Below are 3478 nucleotides of genomic sequence, written 5' to 3' on the forward strand. Positions count from 1 at the left end.
CACACAGACGCGGGATGGAGCAGTCTGGTAGCTCGTCGGGCTCATAACCCGAAGGTCGTCGGTTCAAATCCGGCTCCCGCAACCAAACATCAAAAAAGGCTACTCGAAAGAGTGGCCTTTTTTGTGCGCGTCTGTTTTGTAGGCGCGCGCGAAGAAATGCAGCACGAACACTTAAGCGACCCGAAATGAGAAATCGTTCTGATTCCGAAACTTAGGCCTCTCCTGCGACCGTTCGCCACTCATTTACGCTTATTTGACCTATCTTGGGATTAACGGTTGACACTCCGCCGTTCGCCTGTAGAATGCCGCCACACAGACGCGGGATGGAGCAGTCTGGTAGCTCGTCGGGCTCATAACCCGAAGGTCGTCGGTTCAAATCCGGCTCCCGCAACCAAACATCAAAAAAGGCTACTCGAAAGAGTGGCCTTTTTTGTATCTGCCGAAAAAGTCCTTTCGCAACAATGATCTGTCACAGTGTCGCAAAGCGTCAGGGATCTTCAAACCGCTGAATCCAGACGATGCTGGAACTCAGGCAGCCCTCTCCTCTACGACTCATGACGCGCCATCGCCGGAACCCGGTCAGAGGCGTTAATATTCGTGATTATTTTTATCTACAGGGATTGGTAACTTGGCTCGATACCTCCATCCTGTCGCGCACGATCCAAGAGGTGATTGATGCGCGCCAACTCGTCTGACCCACAAGACACCGTCACAGCGACACAACCGATCAAGGCCGAGCGTTTGCGCCTGCTCGATCTGATCAGCAAATATCGCCAGCCCATCGGCCTGGCGGTCACTCTGCTGTTGTTCGCTATCGCGCTGATTGCCTGCCGTCATCTGTTGAGCGAACTCGATCTGTACGCTTTGCACGACTCCATTCTGGAAGTTCCGAAACCGGCATTGCTGGGCGCATTGGGTGCGACCGTGGCCGGTTTCATTATTCTGTTGGGTTACGAGTGGTCGGCCAGTCGCTATGCGGGTGTGACGCTGGCACCTCGAATTTTGGCGCTCGGCGGGTTCACGGCCTTTGCGATCGGCAATGCCATTGGCCTTTCGATGCTCTCGGGGGGCTCGGTTCGTTATCGTTTATATGCACGTCATGGTCTGGGGGCTTCAGAAGTCGCTCACATGACATTGTTTGCGAGCCTGTCGCTCGGTTGCGCCCTGCCACCGCTGGCCGCCCTGGCGACCCTCAGCAACCTACCCGCTGCCTCTGCAGCCTTGGGTCTGTCGCAGACACTGCTCGGTGCGATTGCCGCGGCAGTCCTGCTGCTCTTCAGCGTCCTGGCCATCGGCATCTACCGCCGTCGCCTGCCGGAACAGCCTTCCCCTGACAACCTGCTGGTCAAAGTCGGCCGCCGCACCTTGCGCCTGCCCGGGCGCCGCCTGACTTTCCTGCAACTGATCATCACCGCCCTGGACGTGGCAGCCGCCGCGACCGTGCTCTATCTGTTGCTGCCCGAGGCTCCGCCCTTCGGCGCTTTCCTGCTGGTGTACTTGCTGGCATTGGCCGCGGGCGTGCTCAGCCATGTGCCGGGCGGGGTCGGCGTATTCGAAGCGATTCTGCTGGCCGCCTTTGCCGATTCACTTGGCGCGGCACCACTGGCCGCCGCCCTGTTGTTGTATCGACTGATTTATGTGGTGTTGCCCCTGTTGGTGGCCTGCCTGTTCCTGCTGATCAACGAAGGCCAGCGCCTGTTTCAGTCGCGTCAGTCCCTGCGCGCAGCGTCGGGCCTCGCGGCACCGATTCTGGCGGTGCTGGTGTTCCTGTCCGGTGTGGTGTTGCTGTTTTCCGGCGTGACCCCGGAAATCGACACCCGCCTGGAACACGTCGGTTTTCTGATTCCACATCGCCTGGTCGATGCCTCGCACTTCGGCGCCAGCCTGATCGGCGTCTTGTGCCTGTTGCTGGCTCAAGGCCTGCGTCGACGCCTGTCTGCCGCCTGGATGCTGACCACCATTTTGCTGCTGGTCGGCGCCCTGCTCTCGCTGCTCAAGGGTTTTGACTGGGAAGAAGCCTGCCTGATGACCCTCACCGCCAGCCTGCTGGGGGTTTTCCGCCGCTCGTTCTATCGCCCGAGCCGCCTCACCGAACTGCCGTTCTCGCCGCTGTATCTGGTGTCCAGCCTGTGCGTGCTAGGCGCCTCGATCTGGTTGCTGCTGTTTGCGTATCAGGACGTTCCGTACAGCCATCAACTCTGGTGGCAGTTCACCCTCGATGCCGATGCGCCGCGCGGCTTGCGCTCGCTGCTGGGCGCCGCCGTGCTGCTGGTCGTCGTATCCCTGACCTGGCTGCTGCGCACCGCCCGCCCGGTCATTCACTTGCCGACGCCGGATGAGCTGGACCGTGCGGTAAAGATCCTCATGGCTTCCGCCCAACCGGATGGTGGCCTGGCCCTGACCGGTGACAAGGCGCTGCTGTTTCACCCTAACGACGAGGCGTTTCTGATGTACGCCCGCCGTGGGCGCAGCCTCGTGGCGTTGTACGACCCGATCGGCCCGACCCAGCAACGGGCGGAAATGATCTGGCAGTTCCGCGACCTTTGCGACGTCCACCACGCCCGCCCCGTGTTCTATCAGGTGCGCGCCGAGAACCTGCCGTATTACATGGACATCGGCCTGACCGCGATCAAACTGGGCGAAGAAGCCCGGGTCGATCTGCATCGCTTTGATCTCGAAGCCAAGGGCAAAGAGATGAAAGACCTGCGATACACCTGGAACCGTGGCACCCGCGATGGCTTGTCGCTGGAGATCTTTGAACCGGGTCAGGCCCCGATGGAAGAGCTCAAGGTCATTTCCGATGCCTGGCTGACCGGCAAGAACGTCCGCGAGAAAGGCTTCTCGCTGGGCCGTTTCAGCGATGACTACCTCAAGCACTTTCGCATTGCGGTGATCCGTTTCGAAGGTCGCCCAGTGGCCTTCGCCAATCTGCTCGAGACCTACGGCCATGACCTGGCCAGCCTCGACCTGATGCGTGCGCACCCGGACGCGCCGAAGCTGACCATGGAATTCATGATGGTCGGCCTGATTCAACATTATAAAAATCATGGATACGCGCGTTTCAGCCTGGGCATGGTGCCGTTGTCGGGGTTGCAACCCCGTCGTGGTGCACCGCTGACCCAGCGTCTGGGCTCGATGGTGTTCCGCCGTGGTGAGCAGCTCTACAACTTCCAAGGCTTGCGCCGCTTCAAAGACAAGTTCCAGCCTGACTGGGAACCCCGTTATATGGCCGTGCCTGCCGGACTCGATCCGCTGGTTGCCCTGGCCGATACTGCTGCCCTGATTGCGGGCGGCTTGACTGGATTGGTGAAACGCTGATGATTCAACGCTCCTTGCGGTACGTACTGGCCACACTGGTAGTGCTGGCCCTGATTCTCGGTGGCGGTTTCTGGTACCTGAAACGCCCGGCACCGGCACCGACGCTCGAACAGCTGACGCCGGCCGATGGCGCCGCGATGACTCGGGTGATTCCCGGCAC

1 protein-coding gene, 2 tRNA genes and 1 pseudogene are annotated in these 3478 nt (G+C 60.4%); all 4 read left to right on the forward strand.

Annotated elements, in window-relative coordinates:
* Positions 1-8 precede the first annotated feature (8 nt).
* Positions 9-85 (forward strand) — tRNA-Met (locus AC1DSG_RS29150).
* 232 nt (positions 86-317) lie between these two features.
* A tRNA-Met gene (locus AC1DSG_RS29155) sits at positions 318-394 on the forward strand.
* Positions 395-675: 281 nt separating this feature from the next.
* Positions 676-3318, forward strand: coding sequence for a bifunctional lysylphosphatidylglycerol flippase/synthetase MprF (gene mprF / locus AC1DSG_RS29160; protein WP_477793967.1), 2643 nt, complete (start codon positions 676-678; stop codon positions 3316-3318).
* Positions 3318-3478, forward strand: a pseudogene (locus tag AC1DSG_RS29165) (virulence factor family protein); the annotation flags it as partial. The gene mprF and the pseudogene AC1DSG_RS29165, both read left to right, overlap by 1 nt.

The organism is Pseudomonas sp. P5_A12 (assembly GCF_056400685.1).

Bases quoted from the DNA above. Each gene is read 5' to 3' on its own strand.
- mprF (WP_477793967.1), top strand. From the start codon at position 676: ATGCGCGCCAACTCGTCTGACCCACAAGACACCGTCACAGCGACACAA.